Annotated in this window: 22 protein-coding genes and 1 tRNA gene; 14 read left to right on the plus strand and 9 right to left on the minus strand. The window is 34.3% G+C overall.

Translation table 11 applies throughout. The features are described 5' to 3' along the window. Positions 1-122 precede the first annotated feature (122 nt). Positions 123-518, plus strand: a complete 396-nt coding sequence (locus RT99_RS15150; protein ID WP_042565606.1) for a GxxExxY protein — start codon at positions 123-125, stop codon at positions 516-518. Positions 519-610: 92 nt separating this feature from the next. Beyond that, a complete protein-coding gene (gene rpoN / locus RT99_RS15155) occupies positions 611-2,071 on the plus strand; it encodes an RNA polymerase factor sigma-54 (protein ID WP_042565607.1) in 1,461 nt (486 codons plus the stop codon). A gap of 201 nt (positions 2,072-2,272) precedes the next feature. Here rpoN and RT99_RS15160 read toward each other — a convergent pair whose 3' ends face one another. The 3 genes from RT99_RS15160 to RT99_RS15170 all read right to left on the minus strand — a co-directional run bounded on the left by RT99_RS15160 (position 2,273) and on the right by RT99_RS15170 (position 3,695). Continuing rightward, the gene (locus RT99_RS15160; protein ID WP_042565608.1) at positions 2,273-2,533 is read right to left on the minus strand and encodes a DUF6364 family protein; all 261 of its coding nucleotides are present in this window, start codon (positions 2,531-2,533) and stop codon (positions 2,273-2,275) included. Positions 2,534-2,633: 100 nt separating this feature from the next. Beyond that, a complete protein-coding gene (locus tag RT99_RS15165; protein WP_042565609.1) occupies positions 2,634-3,080 on the minus strand; it encodes a hypothetical protein in 447 nt (148 codons plus the stop codon). A gap of 24 nt (positions 3,081-3,104) precedes the next feature. Next, entirely contained in the window at positions 3,105-3,695 is a 591-nt protein-coding gene (locus RT99_RS15170; protein WP_042565610.1) for a thymidine kinase, read from the minus strand. 239 nt (positions 3,696-3,934) lie between these two features. On the opposite strand from RT99_RS15170, the gene RT99_RS15175 reads away from it, so the two are divergent. The 9 genes from RT99_RS15175 to RT99_RS15215 all read left to right on the plus strand — a co-directional run bounded on the left by RT99_RS15175 (position 3,935) and on the right by RT99_RS15215 (position 12,500). Continuing rightward, positions 3,935-4,966 (plus strand): hypothetical protein, encoded by a 1,032-nt coding sequence (locus tag RT99_RS15175; RefSeq protein ID WP_042565611.1) that lies wholly within the window; start codon positions 3,935-3,937, stop codon positions 4,964-4,966. 102 nt (positions 4,967-5,068) lie between these two features. Further along, a complete protein-coding gene (gene rsmI, locus RT99_RS15180; RefSeq protein ID WP_042565612.1) occupies positions 5,069-5,791 on the plus strand; it encodes a 16S rRNA (cytidine(1402)-2'-O)-methyltransferase in 723 nt (240 codons plus the stop codon). 125 nt (positions 5,792-5,916) lie between these two features. Then, positions 5,917-6,261: a HopJ type III effector protein gene (locus tag RT99_RS15185; protein WP_042565613.1), complete on the plus strand. Its 345-nt coding sequence runs from the start codon at positions 5,917-5,919 to the stop codon at positions 6,259-6,261. Between the two features lie 27 nt (positions 6,262-6,288). Then, positions 6,289-6,783, plus strand: coding sequence for a hypothetical protein (locus RT99_RS15190; protein ID WP_042565614.1), 495 nt, complete (start codon positions 6,289-6,291; stop codon positions 6,781-6,783). Positions 6,784-6,799: 16 nt separating this feature from the next. Next, the gene (gene recJ, locus RT99_RS15195) at positions 6,800-8,500 is read left to right on the plus strand and encodes a single-stranded-DNA-specific exonuclease RecJ (RefSeq protein ID WP_042565615.1); all 1,701 of its coding nucleotides are present in this window, start codon (positions 6,800-6,802) and stop codon (positions 8,498-8,500) included. After that, positions 8,490-9,770, plus strand: a complete 1,281-nt coding sequence (locus tag RT99_RS15200; protein WP_042565616.1) for an MFS transporter — start codon at positions 8,490-8,492, stop codon at positions 9,768-9,770. Before recJ ends, RT99_RS15200 begins: the two co-directional genes overlap by 11 nt. Beyond that, complete coding sequence (locus tag RT99_RS15205) at positions 9,770-10,684, plus strand: alpha/beta fold hydrolase (RefSeq protein WP_042565617.1); 915 nt, start codon at positions 9,770-9,772, stop codon at positions 10,682-10,684. Before RT99_RS15200 ends, RT99_RS15205 begins: the two co-directional genes overlap by 1 nt. A gap of 164 nt (positions 10,685-10,848) precedes the next feature. After that, positions 10,849-11,205 carry a hypothetical protein gene (locus RT99_RS15210; protein ID WP_042565618.1) on the plus strand — a complete coding sequence of 119 codons (357 nt, stop codon included), beginning with the start codon at positions 10,849-10,851 and terminating at the stop codon, positions 11,203-11,205. An 83-nt stretch (positions 11,206-11,288) separates the two neighbouring features. Further along, positions 11,289-12,500, plus strand: coding sequence for a cytochrome c3 family protein (locus RT99_RS15215; protein WP_042565619.1), 1,212 nt, complete (start codon positions 11,289-11,291; stop codon positions 12,498-12,500). Here the strand turns inward: RT99_RS15215 and RT99_RS15220 are convergent, their stop codons facing one another. From RT99_RS15220 to RT99_RS15230, 3 genes are all read right to left on the minus strand, one after another. Beyond that, positions 12,501-13,244: a UDP-2,3-diacylglucosamine diphosphatase gene (locus RT99_RS15220; protein ID WP_042565620.1), complete on the minus strand. Its 744-nt coding sequence runs from the start codon at positions 13,242-13,244 to the stop codon at positions 12,501-12,503. It abuts the gene before it with no gap. Positions 13,245-13,327: 83 nt separating this feature from the next. Continuing rightward, positions 13,328-13,780 (minus strand): 6-carboxytetrahydropterin synthase, encoded by a 453-nt coding sequence (locus RT99_RS15225; RefSeq protein ID WP_042565621.1) that lies wholly within the window; start codon positions 13,778-13,780, stop codon positions 13,328-13,330. A gap of 136 nt (positions 13,781-13,916) precedes the next feature. Then, positions 13,917-14,681 carry an enoyl-CoA hydratase/isomerase family protein gene (locus RT99_RS15230; protein ID WP_042565622.1) on the minus strand — a complete coding sequence of 255 codons (765 nt, stop codon included), beginning with the start codon at positions 14,679-14,681 and terminating at the stop codon, positions 13,917-13,919. Between the two features lie 274 nt (positions 14,682-14,955). On the opposite strand from RT99_RS15230, the gene RT99_RS15235 reads away from it, so the two are divergent. From RT99_RS15235 to RT99_RS15245, 3 genes are all read left to right on the plus strand, one after another. Beyond that, positions 14,956-15,029 (plus strand) — tRNA-Ala (locus tag RT99_RS15235). A gap of 67 nt (positions 15,030-15,096) precedes the next feature. Next, on the plus strand, positions 15,097-15,345 hold the full coding sequence (locus RT99_RS15240; RefSeq protein WP_042565623.1) for a GIY-YIG nuclease family protein: 249 nt from the start codon (positions 15,097-15,099) through the stop codon (positions 15,343-15,345). A 349-nt stretch (positions 15,346-15,694) separates the two neighbouring features. Beyond that, on the plus strand, positions 15,695-15,952 hold the full coding sequence (locus RT99_RS15245; RefSeq protein ID WP_131494923.1) for a hypothetical protein: 258 nt from the start codon (positions 15,695-15,697) through the stop codon (positions 15,950-15,952). Between the two features lie 122 nt (positions 15,953-16,074). Here the strand turns inward: RT99_RS15245 and RT99_RS15250 are convergent, their stop codons facing one another. From RT99_RS15250 to RT99_RS15260, 3 genes are read right to left on the minus strand one after another with little or no spacing between them, the layout of a single operon-like run. Continuing rightward, positions 16,075-17,022: a lipid A deacylase LpxR family protein gene (locus RT99_RS15250; protein WP_082036970.1), complete on the minus strand. Its 948-nt coding sequence runs from the start codon at positions 17,020-17,022 to the stop codon at positions 16,075-16,077. After that, positions 17,012-17,785, minus strand: coding sequence for a monofunctional biosynthetic peptidoglycan transglycosylase (mtgA, locus tag RT99_RS15255; RefSeq protein ID WP_042565626.1), 774 nt, complete (start codon positions 17,783-17,785; stop codon positions 17,012-17,014). The genes RT99_RS15250 and mtgA overlap by 11 nt, the downstream gene beginning before the upstream one ends. After that, positions 17,785-18,897 carry an FAD-binding oxidoreductase gene (locus RT99_RS15260; protein ID WP_042565627.1) on the minus strand — a complete coding sequence of 371 codons (1,113 nt, stop codon included), beginning with the start codon at positions 18,895-18,897 and terminating at the stop codon, positions 17,785-17,787. Before RT99_RS15260 ends, mtgA begins: the two co-directional genes overlap by 1 nt. Positions 18,898-19,083 lie beyond the last annotated feature (186 nt).

A 19,083-nucleotide genomic window follows, 5' to 3' on the forward strand; every position in this document is an offset into this window, starting at 1 on the left:
AAAAAAAAATAATACCACGAAGACAAAAATTCAAAAAGTATTATTTATGTTTTTTTTCAGGACTTAAGTCTTAAAAAATAATCTTTGCGCATTCGCGTCTTCGTGGCAAAACCCTTAAAAATATGCTCTCTGAAAGAACGGAAGAAATTGGAAAAATAATTGTAAACTCGGCATTTAAAGTTCATAAGCAACTTGGACCTGGATTATTAGAAAGAGTTTATGAGGTTTGTTTGGCTTATGAAATTACAAAAGCTGGTCTTGATGTGAAACGGCAAGTTGATATTCCGATTTTTTATGACGGAATTGAATTTGCTGAAGGATTAAGATTAGATTTGTTGATTGAAGATTCTATAATTATAGAAACAAAAGCAGTTGAACAAATAAATCCAGTTTGGGAAGCACAGATTATAAGTCAATTAAAATTGCTAAATAAAGATTTAGGTTTTTTAATTAATTTCAATGTACCATTAATTAAAAGTGGAATTAGAAGATTTATAAATACGAAGAGAGTATTTTAAAAAATTTCAAATAAAAGCCTTAAAGGCAATTAAAAAAAATAAAAAACTTTGCGCCTTCGCGTCTTAGTGGCTAAAAAAATTAGTGCCTTATTATGCTAAAGCAATTTTTAAATTTAAAATTATCACAAAAATTATCTCCACAGCAAATTCAGCTGATGAAGTTAATTCAATTGCCTACGCAAGCTTTTGAGCAACGTTTATTAGAAGAAATGAACGAAAATCCGGCTCTGGAAGCTGGAAAAGAAGACGAATACGAAGCAGATGAATTCGCCAATGAAGACTACGACGATTATGATGATGCAGAATCTGACAGAATCGAAGCAGACGACATTAACATTGACGAATATCTAAGTGACGATGATACTCCGGATTATAAAACCCAGGTTAACAATTATAGTGAAGACGAAGAACGCGAAACGCCTTTTGCTTCGCCTATTAGTTTTCATCAGGACTTAATCAATCAGTTGAATACTTTTATATTGAATGATGAAGAGCGTGAAATCGCTGAATTTCTTGTTGGAAGTATCGATGATATGGGTTACATCCGCAGAAGCGTTTCTGACATGGTTGATGACATGGCTTTTACCCAAGGTATTTATACCGATGAAGTTATGGTCGAAAAAATGCTGCATGTTATTCATGAACTCGAGCCTTCGGGCGTTGGAGCGCGAGATTTGCAGGAATGTTTATTATTGCAGTTGAAGCATAAAACACCAACAGAATATGTTGATTTAGCAATTGATATTATCGAAAATCAGTTTGATGCTTTTACAAAAAAACATTACGATAAGCTATTACAGAAATACGGCGTTTCAAACGAACAGCTGAAAAAAGCCATTCACGAAATCGAAAGACTAAACCCAAAACCGGGTGGATCATTTACCGGAAATAATAAAGTTACGGAAAATGTGGTTCCGGATTTCGCTATCAGAATTGTTGACGGCGAACTGGAATTGACTTTAAACGGACGAAATGCCCCTTCCCTGCACGTTTCTAAAGATTATCAGGAAATGATGCAGACTTATAAGGATTCTCGTGATAAATCATCTGCTCAAAAAGATGCAGTTCAGTTTATTAAACAAAAACTGGATTCGGCTAAATGGTTTATCGACGCGATTAGACAACGTCAGGAAACTCTTTTTGTAACGATGAATGCCATTATGCATTATCAGGAAGAATTTTTCTTAGACGGCGACGAAACCAAACTAAAACCAATGATCTTAAAAGACATTGCGGACATGGTTGGTTTGGATATTTCGACTATTTCGCGTGTTGCTAACAGCAAATATGTTGAAACACCCTACGGAACAAAATTGATTAAGGAGTTTTTCTCTGAAGCGATGAAAAATGATCAGGGTGAAGATGTTTCGACTTTAGAAATCAAAAAGATTCTTAAAAATACAATTGAGGAAGAAGATAAAAAGAAACCTTTACCAGACGATCAATTGGCAGAAATCTTAAAAGAAAAAGGATACCCGATTGCGAGAAGAACTATTGCAAAATACCGCGAGCAGCTTGATATTCCGGTAGCGAGAATGAGAAAGAAGATTTAGGTTTTTTAAATTTAATATATTCGTAATTCATATTAACCGGATTAAAGTCCGGCCCTACAATATGGTTCGAGGCGAAGGCTCTTTCAAGTTCCGGAGGAACATATTATATTGTAGAGCTAGACTTCAGTCCAGTTTCGACAAACAAAAATCATTTAATTTTATACAAAACAAAAACCCGACAGATTCAAAATCTATCGGGTTTTATTTATACTTTTTTATCAAATATTCAAACCTTGCTTTTTTATAATTAAAATCTTCAGGAACTTTTCCATCTGCTAAAGTAAAAGCTTTAACAAGAGAACTAATTTCAATTTCATCACTTTGAAGAGCTTGTTTATCAGTTGTTATTTTTCGCAAATAATTTTCAACTAAAAAGGACAGGTTATGTTTGTGCTCTTTAGTATAAATTTTAGCATTGTCGATAACAGCTTTATTTATTCTTAAAGTCAATCTTGCTTTCATATCATAGTTTAAAAAAGATAAAATTAGGCAATTTTCTTACAATAAAAAACCCGACAGATTCAAAATCTATCGGGTTTTATTTTATATCAGAATTTCTAAATTATTTATACTGATCCGCTAATATTTTTACATCAAACAAAAACACTTTCTTCTTGTCATAGTAGCTATAAATCAACGTATAATCATTATCTCTAAAAACCTGAAGTCCCGGATTTGCTTTCGCTGTACTCAAGAGGCTTTTTTCAATTTCAGTATGTATTACATTAATTTCTGCAGTTTCTTTTTCCACATTCATCAATGTCAAATTATACTGAACGGCTCTTTCGTCCGAGTGCTTAGGCAAACTGACACTGTCCAGGCGAATTCCCTGCTGAATTGTCAACGGGCAATTCTTATTATATTTTGTAACCAGCTCTGTAATTTCAGTCTTTACTTCATCTGCACTTTCAGAAAGAAAAAACTGAAAATAAACAGCTAAAGCCAGTGCGGTTCCAATTACGAGTAATAATAAAATATTCTGCTTTCTTTTATTTTTCTTGTCTTGCATTGTTGCTTAAATAGAATTAAAAACCTATTTCTCCTGATTTTTTTTCATTGCATTATAATATGCTGCACGGCTTAATGGCTCATATTCTTCGGTTTCGCCAAGCATTACCAATTTATCGTTATCTGTTTTACGAAAACTGTAGTTGGCAAGATTTCCTGTTCTGGTGCAAACCGCGTGAACTTTGGTCACATATTCTGCTGTTGCCATAAGTGCCGGCATTGGTCCGAAGGGATTTCCTTTAAAGTCCATATCAAGTCCTGCAACTATTACACGAATTCCCTGATTGGCAAGATCATTACAAACAGTAACAATTTCATCATCAAAAAACTGGGCTTCATCAATTCCGATAACATCGCAGCCTTGTGCCAAAATAGCAATATTAGCAGCGGCAGGAACCGGAGTAGAGCGAATTTCGTTGGCATCGTGTGATACCACCATTTCGTCATGATAGCGGGTATCAATAGCAGGTTTAAAAATTTCGACTTTTTGTTTGGCAAATTGGGCGCGTTTTAATCTGCGGATTAACTCCTCGGTTTTACCCGAAAACATTGATCCACAAATAACTTCAATCCAACCAAATTGTTCTTTGTGATTTACTGTATTTTCGAGAAACATTTTGTATTTTTCTACCTTTTAAAATGAATAGTTTTTATTACTTTGTACTGGTAATAATTTGACGCAAAATTTTGATGATTTTACATTTTTTCAAAAGTAGAAAATTTTTATCAAATCGAAGATTCGCAAATGCTTATTAACAAAAATAAAAAATAGTTCTGCGTATTTTCCTTCACAAACAAAGACATTCAAAATACAGAATATATTAAAATATCCTATTCACTATAATTTCAACAGTTATGAAAAAAAAATTGGAAGCCGATTTAATCAGCATTGCACATCGAATTTTAAAGCTTAAAAATAAATCCGATATCAATCAATTATATCTTGAGACTCAGAAATTATATGAGAAGTTAGCTGTTTTAAAATTTGTAGATGAAAATTTTGACGATGTAAAACCTACTATCGGACGTGGTGAAATAGAATCTAAGCTAGAAACTATTTTTGATCAGGAAGAAACACTTCCTGCAGAAATTAAAGTTGAAGAAACACTTCCCGTTGCTGTTGAAGAAACTGTAATTGAAGCCGAAGTGACTCCTGAAGCTGAAATTATTGAAGAAACTCCACAAGAAATAATTGCTGAAATTCCTGAAGAAATAATCCCGGAAATTATTGTTGAAACTATTCCGGAATCAATTGCTGAAAAAGTTGAGGAACCTGTAGTTGAAAAAACAGAAGAACCAGTTGCTGAGGAGAAAAAAGAAACTGCAACGGAGTCATATTTCAGAACCATTAGCGAATCAAAACCAATTCCTGATTTCAAACCTTCTTTTGAATTGGATAAGGAAGAAATAAAAGAGGAAGTAAAAGAAGAACCAAAAATTGAAACTTCAACAAAGTCAAATCCGGTCCATATTTCATTTGAGGATATTCTGGGCGTTAATTATGCTGACGCACAATTTGTAAAAGTAGATAGTTTTGATAATGTTCCTCCTACTCCAACGCCGTCAATAAACGAATATAAAGAAACCAAGACTGTTGCAGAAACAGCGACTATAGAATCTGCAAAACCAAAAGCCGTTCCTTTAAACGAAAAACTGGCAAAAGGTTTCCATATTGATTTGAATGACAGAATTGCTTTCACTAAAAACCTTTTTGGGAATAGTACAGAAGATTACAGTCGTGTTTTAAATCAACTATTAACTTTTGATACTTTTAGCGAAGCAAAAGATTTTATCGAAAATATGGTAAAACCAGATTACAATAACTGGGAAGGAAAAGACGATTACGCAGAACGTTTTCTGGGAATTGTCGAGAAAAAATTCTCCTAAACACGAATTTCACAGATTGACACTAATTTGTTTTCGTGAAATTTTTAGCACTTAATTATTCGTGCTAATTCGTGAAATCTGTGTTTAATATTAAAATTAATTATGTCCAAATTATATATAGTTCCCACGCCTATTGGCAATCTTGAAGACATGACTTTTCGTGCCATTCGCATTCTAAAAGAAGTCGATTTGATTTTGGCCGAAGACACCAGAACGAGTGGAAAACTGCTAAAGCATTTTGAAATTGGCACGCACATGCACAGCCATCACATGCACAACGAACACAAAACTACCGAAAATTTAATTGCACGTTTGAAAGCCGGCGAAACTATTGCCTTAATTTCAGATGCTGGAACTCCGGCAATTTCAGATCCCGGATTTTTATTGACACGCGCTTGTGTGGAAAATAAAATTGAAGTAGAATGTTTACCTGGTGCAACCGCTTTTGTTCCTGCTTTAGTTAATAGTGGATTACCAAATGATAAATTTGTTTTTGAAGGTTTTCTGCCTGATAAAAAAGGACGTCAGACTCGTTTTTTGGCTTTAGCCGAAGAAACAAGAACGATGATTTTGTACGTTTCACCACATAAACTCGTTAAAACTTTAGCTGAGTTTATACAGTATTTTGGAGAAGACAGACAAGTTTGTGTATCGCGTGAATTATCAAAAATGCACGAAGAAAATGTACGCGGAACCGCAAAAGAAGTTTTAACTCATTTTGAAAAAACAGCACCACGTGGTGAAATCGTAGTTGTGGTTGCCGGAAAAACAATAATAAAAGAACCTAAGAAAAGTAAGTTTTCTAAGGATGATGATGAAGAATAATATTTGCCACGAATTCACAAATTAAAATACATTAAAAGATGTTCGCCACGAATCACACAAATTATCACGAATTTAATTAGTGAAAATTCGTGTGATTCGTGGCAAAAAAAACTAACAACAATAACATGAGCATTCAAGCCTTTTTAGAAAAAGTAAAACAAACTACAAACGAAATAACCTTCCTGGAAACTATTGCAGTAATTGAGGAAAATTACAATTTTACACCAACTGCTTTTCAAAACGGAACACAGCATAATGCAGCCGGAGAAAACTCTGGTTCCTGCAAATTATTTTCTTTCGCAAAATTGCAAAACTTAACTAAAGAAGAAACTTTAGCGTGTTTTGGTGCCTTTTATTTTGAAGAAGTTTTAGGAGATCCAAACGGAACAAATCATCAAAACATTAGGAATTTCATCAACTTAGGCTGGGACGGAATTAAGTTTGAAGGAAATGCTTTGGAATTAAAATAATATATTCTTGAATTTGATTAATTAAAGATGGAGGAAAGATTAAAAGAAATACCGGTTATAATATTTCTAATTATAATTGGAATTCCTTTATCTATATTATTTTTTCCAGTAATTCTGGTTTATTTTATATTTGAATTCTTTCAGAAAAAACGATTCAAAAAAAGATATAGCAATTATTTATTATCGATTGAAGGAAAAAAATTCTTTTGCTACACGAATCGAAAAAACAATCATCATTATATCGAAAAGAATATTATTCCAAATCTTACCAGTGATATTAAACCTATTTTTCTTGAAGGGAAACGCATAAAAGATGAAGACAATCGAGAATATATTTCAAATATGTTATTGAACGTTTCTGATCGAAAAGGATATCCATATCTAATAAAAATTAGCGATGGAAAAGCAATAGACAGATCAATGAACCATGAATTTCACGACTTCAAAAGTCAAAATAAAAATCCTGAAGATTTAGTAATTTTAATAAACAGCGGTTTCGATAATCTAAAATCAACACTTTAAAATCTACAATAAAAAAATGCGTTGGACATTAAAACCAAAACCTTCTGAAGATAAAATCAAACATTTGGCGCAAGCCCTGAATGTAGAAGATTTTGTAGCAACCCTTTTGATTCAGCGTGGCATTGAAACTTTTGATGATGCCAAAAATTTCTTTCGCCCTTCATTAGAACATCTCCACGATCCTTTCTTGATGAAAGACATGGACAAAGCAGTTGCCCGAATTGAACTGGCTATTGAAAATCAGGAAAACATCTTGGTTTTTGGCGATTATGATGTCGACGGAACAACGGCTGTTTCTTTGGTTTCTGCGTATTTAAAATCTCATTATCCAAATATTGCTACTTATATTCCGGATCGTTATGACGAAGGTTACGGAATTTCTTTTAAAGGAATTGACTTTGCCGATGATAACGGATTCTCTCTAATTATCGCGCTCGATTGCGGCATAAAATCCATAGATCATATCGCCTACGCGAAAGAAAAAAACATCGATTTTATTATTTGTGATCACCACAGACCTGGAAATATTCTTCCGGATGCCGTTGCGATTTTAGATCCCAAAAGAGAAGATTGCGATTATCCGTATGATGAGTTGTGCGGTTGCGGCGTTGGTTTTAAACTAATTCAGGCTTTAGGAAAAAACCGAAATGAAACTATTGAAGATCTGGTTCCGTATTTGGATTTGGTTGCCACGGCAATCGCTGCAGATATTGTTCCTATTACGGGAGAAAATCGCGTTTTGGCTTATTTTGGATTACAGGTTATTAATTCAGATCCAAGACCGGGAATTAAAGCTTTGGTTCATCAGGTAAAGAAGAAAACTTTAGATATTACTGATGTTGTTTTTATCATTTCGCCAAGAATAAATGCTGCCGGAAGAATTAAACATGGAAATCATGCAGTAGAATTGCTAACTGAATTTAATTTTGAACAAGCGCAGCAATTTGCTTCAGAAATTGAACAATACAATTCTGACCGAAAAGATTTAGACAAGAGAATTACCAAAGAAGCGTTTCAGCAAATTTTAGAAAACCAGGAAGAAGATCGATTCTCTACTGTTGTTTTTCAGGAAGATTGGCATAAAGGCGTGATCGGAATCGTGGCTTCACGATTGATAGAAACCTATTATCGCCCAACATTGGTGTTTACTAAAAGCGGTGATAAATATGCAGCTTCGGCACGATCTGTAAAAGGCTTTGATGTTTACAATGCCTTAGATGCGTGCGCTGAACATTTGGAACAATTTGGAGGTCATATGTATGCTGCCGGAATGACTTTGAAAGCCGAGAATTATACAATTTTTAAAGAGGCTTTTGAAAAACAGGTTTCGGCAACTATTTTACCTGAAATGCGAACTCCTGAAATCGAAATTGATGCAGAGATTAATTTCTCTGACATAACACCAAAACTCATTCGGATTTTAAAACAATTTGAACCTTTTGGACCGCAAAACATGACACCTGTTTTTATGACAACAAATATAAAAGACACAGGTTATGCCAAAACTCTGGGAGCAGACGAAGAACATTTAAGGCTTTTTGTTAAGCAGAATAATTCGGAAGGAATTGCAGCAATCGGTTTTGGCCTTGGAAAAAAAATAGACATCACAAAAAATCAAAATCCATTTCAGTTAGCTTATTCTCTGGCCGAAAATGAATGGAATGGAAACGTTTCGACTCAACTAATGCTTAAAGATATTAGAACAAATGACAAATAAAGAAAAGAAAAACGACCCGTATCAAGCGTTGCGTTTTAGAGAATTTAATATGTTTTTATTATTACGTTTTGCTATGGTTTTTGCCTGGTCGATGCAGTTTATTGTCATTGAATGGGAAGTTTATAGCATTACCAAGAACCCGCTTTCACTTGGAATAATTGGTTTGATGGAAGTAATTCCAGCCGTTTCAATGGCACTAATTGCCGGACATATCGTTGATCAAAGAGAGAAAAAAAGAATGTTGGTATGGTGTATTTTAGGATTTTCGATCATTAGCTTCGGATTATTTTTATTAACATGGCCTGCGGTTGTTGGGGATGCATCATCTGCCATTATTTTATATTCGATTTACTTTTTGGTATTTCTGGGCGGATTGGTACGTGCATTTTTAGGACCAACAATTTTCTCGCTTTTATCTTTAATTGTACCTAAAAAGGCCTATCCAAATGCTGCAACCTGGAGTAGTTCGGTTTGGCAGATTGGTGCCGTTTTAGGACCAGCGGTTGCAGGGTTTTCTATCAATTGGATAGGAGTTCATTGGTCAATGTGCCTTGTGGTTGGCTTCTCTGTTTCTGCCTTAATTGCTTTAACTCAAATCGAGAAAAAACCAATTCTGAATCCGAAGATTGGTGAGCCGGTTATGGAAAGTTTAAAAGAAGGAATCAAATTCGTTTTCAATAATAAAACTATTTTGGGAGTACTTTCTCTTGACATGGTGGCCGTACTTTTTGGAGGAGCCGTTGCTTTATTACCTGTTTTTGCACAGGATATTTTAAAAGTTGGCCCGGAAGGATTTGGTGTTTTAAGAGCTGCACCAGCAATTGGTGCATTTATTACGATGCTGATTTCAGCTTATGTTCCGTTGTATAAAAAAGCCGGAATGAAACTTTTGATCGCCATTTTTATTTTCGGACTGTGCATTATTGTTTTTGGAGTTTCTACCATTTTCTGGATTTCAGTCGTCGCGCTATTCTTAAGCGGTGTTGCTGACGGAATTTCAGTAGTAATTCGTCAAACTATTTTACAGCTTAAAACACCCGACCATATGCGCGGACGTGTTGCTGCGGTAAATTCTATGTTTGTTGGATCATCTAACGAATTAGGCGCCTTTGAAAGTGGTTTAACAGCTAAACTAATGGGAACGGTAACTTCTGTAGTTTTTGGAGGAAGTATGACTTTATTGACCGTTTTAGGTTTCGGAATAGCATCCCCTACTTTTAGAAATTTAGATCTTCAGAAAGATATGGAAGATCATCAAAATATGGAGTAATGAAAAAACTATTATTGGTTTTCATTTTTACAATTTCCATTTTTGCAAACGGACAAAGTCTCTACATTAAAACATACGGAAATAAAGAAAACAAAACCATTGTTTTTATTCATGGCGGTCCAAGTGGTAATTCGACCTTATTTGAGGCAACCACAGCTCAAAAATTGGCCAATAAAAGTTTTTATGTAATCGTTTACGATCGAAGAGGTGAAGGAAGATCTGCAGATCCTCATGCAAAATTTACTTATCAGGAAGCTTTTCAGGATTTGAATTCAATTTTAAAAAGATATAATTTAAAGAAAGTTACTCTTATTGGTCATAGTTTTGGCGGTTTGGTTGCGACGCTTTACACAGCAAAATATCCTCAGAATGTTAGTAATCTCATTTTGGCCGGAGCTCTATTTTCGCAGCAGGAAACTTACGATCATATTTTGAATTCTTTAAAGAAAAGTCACAAAGGCGATTCTAAAACACTCAATAAAATATCTTACGTAGAGAAACTTGATAAAAATTCTGCCGGATACCGCAAACATTGTTTTGATCTCGCAAGTGATAATGATTATTTTAAAATGCCAAATCCTACTAAAGCATCAAAAAAATTATACAGCGATTACGAAGCAAGTAAATTCTTTAAAACCAACATTCGAAATAAAAATGCTCCATTACTTTTTTATAAAAATGAAAAGCAAAATAACATCGATAGCCGACCATTTTTAAAGGAAATAAAAGCAAAAGGAATTCTTGTTTATGCGATTTATGGACAAGAAGATGGAATTTTTTCTCCCTCTCAAATTAAATCAATTAAAAATATAGCAGGAGAAAATCATTTTGCCTTATTAGAAAACTGTTCTCATTATCTATTTGTAGATCAGCAAAATAAATTCCTTTCAAAAATAAAAATGTGGCTTAAATAACAATATAAACCAATAAAATGCTATAAGATAAATTAAGTTTTATTTCAGGTTCTTCTAAACAAAATTTATATCATCGTTATATTTTTAAAAACATCTTTTTTATGATTTTTTATTTAGAACTAATATAAATAATATTTATATTTGTTGAAACAAAAGGATTCATAATGAGAGAAATTGAACAATTATACCACAACAATTTTGGAATTGCTTTTTACTGGAAAAAGGAAAACGAAACCATAACCGACAAAGTTCAATTGGTTTTTAAAGAAACCGGTTTTTATTTTACAATTCAGGAGCTAAATCATTTCTGTGATTTGATAGAAGACAGCATGATTGAAAATGCATGTTGCGAAGCTTGTGAATTAAAATATTCCTGTCATAAATTTTTATTAAAAACTCCTTGTACTGCAATTGATTTGGCTGTTTCTATGACCGAATTAAAATCAATAAAAGATTTAGTTGAAGGTTCTTTATTTAGAATTGACCTTGATGAATATGTTTATGGAGCAGGAATGAATTAAGAATTAATCTAAACAATTTAACAGCATTTTTTCATATTTGAAATATATTTTGAATTTATTCAGAAAAAAGTATATTTACAATAATGAAAAAAACAGCTATTCTTTTTTCCATTTTTGCTTTGGTCTTGTTATTAATGGGCTGCAAAAATGAATCTGATAATTACATAGACCCACGCGGAACCGATTATGCCGGTTCTGAAAGCTGTATTCAATGTCATCAGGCACAATATGAAACAGCTTTTCACAGTTCGCATTTTAAAGCAAGCTCTCCTCCTACCAAAGAAAATATTTTAGGGCATTTTACAAATGGCCGCAATACTTTTGTTTATGATAAAGATACTAAACTTGTTATGGAAGAACGTAACGATAGTCTTTATCAGGTACTTTATAAAAATGGAAAAGAAGTAGAAGCCCATTCTTTTGATGTTCTTTTTGGAACGAAACACGCACAAACAAGTGCATATTGGAAAAACCACTATACATTTGAGTTACCTGTCTCCTATTACAAATCCTTAAATAGTTGGGCAACCAGTCCGGGTTATTCTGCCACTAAAGTAAATTTTGAAAGACAAATTGATAAGGAATGTTATGGCTGTCACAGCTCTAATATTGCCAGCAGATATGTTGAAACCAGCTCTGACAGTATTACTTTTATGACTATTGAAGTAGAGGATTTCATGAACAAAAATACTTTACTATACGGTATTGATTGTGAGCGCTGTCATGGACCTGCCAAACAGCACGTTGAGAAGCATTTAAAATTTCCTGATTTAAAAATTGCTCAAAATATTGTTTCATTCAAAAAACTAACAAGACAGCAAAAAATAGATGCCTGTGCACTTTGCCACTCAGGGAATGATAAAGCAAAGATAAAATCACGTTTTCAATTTAAACCGGGAGATAAACTTTCTGATTATTTTAGAGCAATACCTGGATCGAATGACAGTATTCATTATGATGTTCACGGAAATCAATTAGGGCTGCTTGCCCAAAGTAAATGTTTCAAGAAAAGTGAAAGAATGGACTGCATGACGTGTCATAATCCACATGAAAATTCGTCGCAAAACATGGTTGTTTATTCTAAAATCTGCATGAGTTGTCATCAGCAGACTAAACACACCGAAATGACTTTGACTACAATATCAAAAAGAGCATTACAAAATAATTGTGTAGAATGTCATATGCCAAAACAAATGTCGAATGCGATTACTTTTCAGGCATCCAACAGCAAAAAGAAATCTAATTATATGCTGCGAACACACAAAATTGCGGTTTATCCAACTAATAAAAAGTAACTATTGTTCGAATTTTTGAAGCTCAAAGGTTTCACCGTCAAAAACTCCATAAGTAAAATAACCAATCCAGTCACCAAGATTTACATAATTGGATTCTTCTCCAACAGGAATAATCATTGGCAGATGACGGTGTCCGAAAATGAAGTAATTATAATGTTTGGTTTCGAGTTTACGTTTGGCATACAAAACCAGCCATTCGTTTTCTTCGCCTAAAAATTTGACATCTTCATCGCCGGAAATCAATTTATTTTTAACGGATAAATATTGTGCTAAACTTACGCCAACATCCGGGTGCAGCCAACGAAAAAGCCACTTTGAAAACGGGTTTGTAAATACCTTTTTCATTCGTTTATAACCTTTATCGCCAGGACCTTTTCCGTCGCCGTGACCAATTAAAAACGTTTTTCCGTTAAAGGTAAATTCCTTATTATCATGATATACCGGAATATTCAATTCGGTTTCAAAATAATCATTCATCCATAAATCATGGTTTCCAACAAAAAAATAGATCGGGATTCCGCTGTCGCGAATTTCTGCCAGTTTACCTAAAACCCGCACGAAACCTTTTGGTACCACGGTTTTATATTCAAACCAAAAATCGAATAAATCACCTAATAAAAAAATAGCTTCCGCATCTTGTTTAACAACATCCAGCCAGGCAACAAATTTTTGTTCGCGCGGCAAACTCAACTCAGGAGTTGGAGCGCCAAAATGCTGATCAGAAGCAAAATATACTTTTTTCATTCCGTGAAAGTTATGAGTTATGGATTATGAGTTATGAGTTAGACTCACAATTGGGATTTGGAATTTTAAAAAATTGGGATTTCTTATTGATTATCACTTGCATACCATTCTGCAAACGAAGATTCTGTTTCCTGAAGTTTAAGCGAATGGAGTGAAATTCCTGCAGGCAAACGAGAAATAATTCTTTTCGAAAAATCAACTACCATGTTTTCACTTGTTGGCTGATAGTCAACTAAAATTACGTGATGACCACGATTTTTCAATTCATTTGCCAATTCGATATGCGGCGTAGTTTCGTTAAAAACAGTTGCATGATCAAATTGGTCGACGATTTCTTCTTTTACAATTTTCTTTAGATCCGAAAAGTCAATCACCATTCCGAATTTCACATTCGATCGATCCGTAATTGGCGAACCAATAACTGTTACCGATAATTTATAACTGTGCCCGTGAACGTTTTTGCATTTTCCGTCGTAACCGTATAAAGCATGCCCGGTTTCGAAATTAAATTGCTTTGTAATTCTGATATTACTCATCGATTTGAATTTTAGGTTGCAAATTTACAAATTAATAACCGTTTAAATAATAAATTCCAAATAAAGAAAAATTCCAAATTCCAAGTATCGATTTCTATTGGGATTTGGAATTTAAATATTGGAATTTCCCTTTTATTTATTTTTTAAATTGTGTCAAAGCATTTTTTGTAAAATCAGACAAAACCAATTTTCCTGTAATAGCGGCACGTTCAAAAAGTATAGATTCCCATTGTTCTGTTCCTTCCCAAATAATTTTCTTCATTTCAAACAAAGCTTCAGGATTATAGGAACTTAATTTTTGGGCAAATTTTTCAACTTCGATATCCAACTGATCTGAATTGTGAATCTCCGAAAAAAGTCCTTTTTCCAGAGCCCATTCAGCCGATTTCCAGTTTTGCGCCGCCAAAGTCATTTCGGTCATCGCTGTTTTACCAATTTTTCTGGAAACGGCTGGCTCAATCACAAAAGGTCCAATTCCGATTGCCAACTCCGAAAGTTTTACAGCGCTTTCCGGTGTGGCCAAAACATAATCACAAGTAGCAATAATTCCAACACCACCACCAACGGCTTTTCCCTGAACGCGGCCAATGATGATTTTAGAACAGTTGCGCATTGCGTTTAACAAATGAGCAAAGCCAGAGAAAAATTCTGTCCCCTGTTCTTCATTTTCTACTGCCAAAAGTTCATCAAACGAAGCTCCAGAACAAAAAGTTTTCGAACCTTCGCTTTGTAAAACAATAACTGAAACGGTTTCATTTCGGCTCAACGAATTAATTTCGGCAGTTAAACGATTTAATAATTCACGCGGAAAAGAATTACTCGCCGGATGGCCAAATTGCACAATTGCAACTGCGTTTTGAAAAGTAGTTTGTAAAGTACCGTTTTGATTTTCTGAACTCATAAAAATAGTTTTGAACGTAAAGTTACGGTTTTGATAATTATTTTCGCTCTAAGCGATTTGAAATTTGTTTTTTGAAAATTAATTGACTTTATTTGCTATCGCTTTGGGGGATTAGCTCATTTGGCTAGAGTATCCCGATCTGATCGGGAGGCTGCCGATTCGATTTTCAAAAGCAAACAAAACAAAAAAGGGGGATTAGCTCATTTAGCTGGAGTATCCCGATCTGATCGGGAGGGCAGCCGATTCGATTTTCAAAAGCAAACAAAACAAAAAAGGGGGATTAGCTCATTTGGCTAGAGTACTTGCCTGGCAGGCAAGGGGTGACCGGTTCGAATCCGGTATTCTCCACAAATATTTTTACAAAAATACCCAAATAGTTAAAACAACTGTTTGGGTATTTTTATTTATAATACCTATGTTTTACACTTATATTCTATACTCTAATACAATTAACAAATACTATGTTGGTTCATGTCAAGATATTGAACAGCGTTTACAAGATCATTTGAATAGCAGAAGTAAATACACAAAAGTGGCTAAAGATTGGGAATTAAAATATTTCGAAACTTTCCTTACTCGAAGTGAAGCCTGTCAAAGGGAATTACAAATCAAAAAAATGAAAAGCAGAAAATATATCGAAAACCTAATCGAAACAAAAGGCTAGAGTATCACGACACATCGGGAAGCTGACCGGTTCTCCCGATGTCTCGGGACGGTATTCTCCACAAAAAAACCGTATTACTTTATTGTGATACGGTTTTTTTTATTTTTTTAGGAGCAGAAGATTTAGTTTTTTTCATCACCTTAAGTTGTTTAGGCTTTATAAGAATCATTTTTTAAATTTGTTTGAAGACTTACGACAAATAAAGATTCCTGACTAACTTAACCTAAGCTATTTTATGAAAATTTCTTTCACACTTTATTGTTCTGATCTAGAAGTATCATTTCATTTTTATCAAAAAGTTTTTAATCTCAAAAACCAAACTTTTACAAACAAGTTCAAAACTTTTTTTGTGCCCATTGAAGACCATATAGAACTAAAAATAAGCATCCTGGAGAAGCCTCTCAATAAAACGAACATCGAAATAAACGAAGTAGATGTCGCCGAATTATATGATACACTCATCAAGAATCAACTTTCTAAAACTAATGAATCAGATCCTATGAAAATGCCATCGGGTACATTCTCCGGTCCATGGGAATTCCCGGGAGGTAGTGCAGTTTTTCTAATTGATCCGGATAATCATTTTATTGTTTTTACGGAATGGTAATTGAACGAATTACAAATCTTTACCATCAGTTTTAAAAACTCTGCAGAGTTCCTTGTGAAGATTTCACCTTTATCAAAATGACAATATGTGAAAAACAAGAATAAAATTTTAGTTTAAAAAACCTACTTCAACAAATACCCCAAACGAATACTCCCATAAAAAGATCCGTTCATATCATGACTTTCCAGTTCTTTCCCATGATAAATAAAAGAGTAAGACATGTTGAAGCTATTATGACGGTATTTTAAACCAAATTCAGCATTAAAGCGCCACGGAATCAATTCAAAAGTTACCGGACTTGTATTGCTAAACATGCTCCCTTCGATTGTAGCATCATAAAATTGGTAATTGATACTTGGAATAGCATAAAAGTAAAATTCACGAACATTATATTGCGTTTGCGAACTTACTGAAGCATCGTGCAAATTAGAATCGTAAATTGGGAGTAATTTTTTGAAACCTAGTCGGGTTAAAAATCCTGCAGAAACTCCGGTAAAAATTGTTCCAACATTTGCTTCTGTCTGAAAGTGAAGATCGGCAAATTCGTTGGGTTCATTTTTAAGTAATTTCTTCGAATACAAAGCATGCGCCTGAATGCCTAATGCATTATGAACCTGATTTTCCCAACCAAAAACTTCTTTATATCCAATAGTATGATGAAAAGCTTCCTGCATTTGTCTTCCAAAGGCATTTGGCCCCATATAACCCAACTGAAAATCAGTTTTTAAAACTGACTCAGATTGGTAAAAAAAACTTCTCCCCGCTTCGGCAAAAAGATAACCGGCAAACGGACGGTTGTTACGGTTACGAGCTTCGATATTAATATACCTCGGATTATAAATATATTGACCAACACGAAACTCAGTTATTTTCTTGTTGATTTTTTCATTTTCATTCTTCGATAAAAATCGGTAAAAAAGCTCCAAACCATTCGTATAATACATGTCATTTTTAGACGATGTATATAAATCATTATCTGTGATAAAACCTATTTCTTTAGTTTTTCCTTGTCCAAAAGTCAACGTAGTTGTTAATATCAGGAATGCAAAAACAATCTTTTTACTTCCCATCATAATTTATTTTTCCTACTGCTCGCATTTCACGAACAATTCTTTCTTTACGTCTGTTTATATAACTGGAAGATCCCGTTGCTTTGAATTTTCTTGGATTTGGTAAAATCGCAGCAATTCCGGCAGCTTGCATTGGCGTTAAACTCGAAGCATCACGACGATACCAATGTTCTGTTGCCGCATAGGCTCCGTAAACACCATCACCCATTTCAATACTGTTCAGGTAAACTTCCATAATGCGTTCTTTGCCCCAGATAATTTCTATTAAAACGGTAAAATAAGCTTCTAAGCCTTTACGGAAATAACTTTTTCCCTGCCATAAAAACACATTTTTGGCCGTTTGCTGCGAAATTGTACTTCCACCACGAATTCGGCGTCCGCGTTCGTTGCTTTTATATGCTTTTTGGAGTGCCTTGAAATCGAAACCATTGTGTGATAAAAAAGTTCCGTCTTCACTTGCGATAACGGCTTTTTGCAAATTCATCGAAATTTTATCAATTGGTTCCCAATCGTGATCAAAATAAACCTCTTTTCCTCCGAGTTTATTTTCTATAGCCCTTATTAACATTAATGGCGTAAAAGGAACGGGTATATATTTAAAAAATATCACGGATCCAATTGAGAGTCCGAAAAACCATAACATCAGTTTAATAAAAAACCATTTTACTTTCTCGCCAAAAGAACGATTCCCTTTTTTCTTAGCTGTTGGTTTTGGTTTACTTGCGGTTGTTGTTTTTTTTGGTGCGGGTTTTTTAACTGCCATTATATTAAATCTGCTAATTCTGTTCCTATTAAACTTCCTATTGCAACGCCCATTCCGCCCAAACGCACTCCACAAAACACGTTTTCAGACAGTTGCGAAACAACAGGTTTTTTACTGTTTCCGATTCCCATAATGCCGCTCCAACGATGCGCAATTTGAAAATCCTGATTTGGTAAAATTACATTTTTAAGTAAATCTTCCAACTTATTTTGTACAATTTTGGTCTGCCCAAATTCAGTTGTATTTTCTGCTTCAAAATCGAGGTTTCTTCCTCCGCCAAGTAAAATTCTGTCGCCAATATTTCTGAAATAATAATAACCGCGATCCAAATGAAAAGTTCCTTTTATATCCAGATTTTTAATGGGTTCGGTAATTAAAACCTGTGCTCTGGCCGGCTGTACTTCGCCTTTTGTCAATGCATTTGCAAAACCATTTGTGGCAAAAAGTATTTTTTGTGATTTAAAACTAAAATCGCCAAGAGCAATTTCAACCTGATTTCCTAAATCGGCATAACCTGTTACAGTTTGTTTATTCAAAATTAGAATATCTGCAGCAACGGCTTGTTTCAGCAATTCCTGCATCATATTTCCGGTATCGATTTGGGCTTCAAACGGATTAAAAATCAAATATTCGTGAATGTTTTCAAATCCAAATCGGTCGACTTCTTTGGCAAAAACATCACTCTTGAAAATGGGTTTTAAAATTTCGTTGATAAATGGCAAACGCATTACAGCTTCATTAAAAACTCTTTCATCTTCTTTTAGAAACAATTCATATCCGCCATGAGGTTTAAAATCTATTGCCGTGTCTCCGAGTTTTTTTCGAAGTAATTGCAAACCTTGCCAGCGTTTCTCTATCAATTGCACAACATCTTCTTCTGAGTGTGTGTTTAAATCTTCTAAAATTTCAGAAAGACTTCCAAAACAGGCAAAACCGGCATTTTTCGTACTCGCGCCTTGTGGTAATGCTCCTTTTTCTAAAACTAGAATTTTAGCTTCCGGAAATCTTTCGCGCAAGCGTAATGCCGCATGCAATCCTACAATTCCGCTTCCAACAATTGTATAATCAACGTTGGTGAACCAATTTTTGAGTTCCCAGTAACTTAAATCCATTTGGCAATTTTTTATAAAAATAATGATTTTTTGTACCAAAAAATAAATTTCAATTTTAAAATTCCAAATTCCAATTATGGGAGTCAAACTCGATTTAAAGTTTATTTCTGACTATGTCAGGCTGAGCGTCCCGAGACTTCGGGAGAAGCCCTTTTCATACACTTAAGCCTTCTCCCGAAGTCTCGG

This window comes from Flavobacterium sp. MEB061, assembly GCF_000834715.1.
GTDB classification, from domain to species: Bacteria; Bacteroidota; Bacteroidia; order Flavobacteriales; family Flavobacteriaceae; genus Flavobacterium; species Flavobacterium pectinovorum.

Coding starts and splice junctions, on each gene's coding strand:
- RT99_RS15150 (WP_042565606.1), top strand. CDS start 123: ATGCTCTCTGAAAGAACGGAAGAAATTGGAAAAATAATTGTAAACTCG.
- rpoN (WP_042565607.1), top strand. CDS start 611: ATGCTAAAGCAATTTTTAAATTTAAAATTATCACAAAAATTATCTCCA.
- RT99_RS15160 (WP_042565608.1), bottom strand. CDS start 2,533: ATGAAAGCAAGATTGACTTTAAGAATAAATAAAGCTGTTATCGACAAT.
- RT99_RS15165 (WP_042565609.1), bottom strand. CDS start 3,080: ATGCAAGACAAGAAAAATAAAAGAAAGCAGAATATTTTATTATTACTC.
- RT99_RS15170 (WP_042565610.1), bottom strand. CDS start 3,695: ATGTTTCTCGAAAATACAGTAAATCACAAAGAACAATTTGGTTGGATT.
- RT99_RS15175 (WP_042565611.1), top strand. CDS start 3,935: ATGAAAAAAAAATTGGAAGCCGATTTAATCAGCATTGCACATCGAATT.
- rsmI (WP_042565612.1), top strand. CDS start 5,069: ATGTCCAAATTATATATAGTTCCCACGCCTATTGGCAATCTTGAAGAC.
- RT99_RS15185 (WP_042565613.1), top strand. CDS start 5,917: ATGAGCATTCAAGCCTTTTTAGAAAAAGTAAAACAAACTACAAACGAA.
- RT99_RS15190 (WP_042565614.1), top strand. CDS start 6,289: ATGGAGGAAAGATTAAAAGAAATACCGGTTATAATATTTCTAATTATA.
- recJ (WP_042565615.1), top strand. CDS start 6,800: ATGCGTTGGACATTAAAACCAAAACCTTCTGAAGATAAAATCAAACAT.
- RT99_RS15200 (WP_042565616.1), top strand. CDS start 8,490: ATGACAAATAAAGAAAAGAAAAACGACCCGTATCAAGCGTTGCGTTTT.
- RT99_RS15205 (WP_042565617.1), top strand. CDS start 9,770: ATGAAAAAACTATTATTGGTTTTCATTTTTACAATTTCCATTTTTGCA.
- RT99_RS15210 (WP_042565618.1), top strand. CDS start 10,849: ATGAGAGAAATTGAACAATTATACCACAACAATTTTGGAATTGCTTTT.
- RT99_RS15215 (WP_042565619.1), top strand. CDS start 11,289: ATGAAAAAAACAGCTATTCTTTTTTCCATTTTTGCTTTGGTCTTGTTA.
- RT99_RS15220 (WP_042565620.1), bottom strand. CDS start 13,244: ATGAAAAAAGTATATTTTGCTTCTGATCAGCATTTTGGCGCTCCAACT.
- RT99_RS15225 (WP_042565621.1), bottom strand. CDS start 13,780: ATGAGTAATATCAGAATTACAAAGCAATTTAATTTCGAAACCGGGCAT.
- RT99_RS15230 (WP_042565622.1), bottom strand. CDS start 14,681: ATGAGTTCAGAAAATCAAAACGGTACTTTACAAACTACTTTTCAAAAC.
- RT99_RS15240 (WP_042565623.1), top strand. CDS start 15,097: ATGTTTTACACTTATATTCTATACTCTAATACAATTAACAAATACTAT.
- RT99_RS15250 (WP_082036970.1), bottom strand. CDS start 17,022: ATGGGAAGTAAAAAGATTGTTTTTGCATTCCTGATATTAACAACTACG.
- mtgA (WP_042565626.1), bottom strand. CDS start 17,785: ATGGCAGTTAAAAAACCCGCACCAAAAAAAACAACAACCGCAAGTAAA.
- RT99_RS15260 (WP_042565627.1), bottom strand. CDS start 18,897: ATGGATTTAAGTTACTGGGAACTCAAAAATTGGTTCACCAACGTTGAT.